Raw genomic sequence first — 467 nt, 5'->3', positions numbered from 1 at the left:
TGGCCGACACCACCGAGCAGGTCCTCGCCGACCTCGCCGCCAGGGTGCCGCTCGACCTGCTCCTCCGCGGGGTGCGTGAGGCGGAGGCGAGGCTCGACCAGGACGGCGTCGAACCTCGCGAAGAACTGCTTCGCGGCGAACGCATGCTCACGATGCGCGAAGACGCTGCGGGCATGGTGCATTTGCGGGCGCGCCTCGATCCCGAGACCGCCGCGCCCATCAAGACCGCGATCGAAGCCCTGGTGGGCGACACCCTGCGCCGCCGCCGCGAACCGGCCCTCGGCGGCGGCGGCCCGGTCGGCCGGGATCAGGGCCCGGCCGGCGGCGATGCGGGCCCGGTGTTCGACGACCCGCGCACGATCCCGCAGATCCAGGCCGACGCGCTCGCCGCCATCTGCCGCCACACCCTGGGGTGCGAACAGACCCTGACCCCGCTCGCGAAGACCACGGTCGTGGTCCGCCTCGAC

1 protein-coding gene is annotated in these 467 nt (G+C 74.1%); it reads left to right on the top strand.

Translation table 11 applies throughout. The annotated features are described in order from the left end of the window. The coding region (locus EZM51_RS20395) for a DUF222 domain-containing protein (protein ID WP_136710145.1) at window positions 1-467 on the top strand (467 nt) is incomplete at both ends.

Origin of the sequence: Agromyces sp. H66, from assembly GCF_004959775.1 — a bacterium.
GTDB lineage: Bacteria > Actinomycetota > Actinomycetes > Actinomycetales > Microbacteriaceae > Agromyces.
Note: the sequence above shows the minus strand (reverse complement) of the source record. Positions and strands in the feature narration are given on the sequence as shown.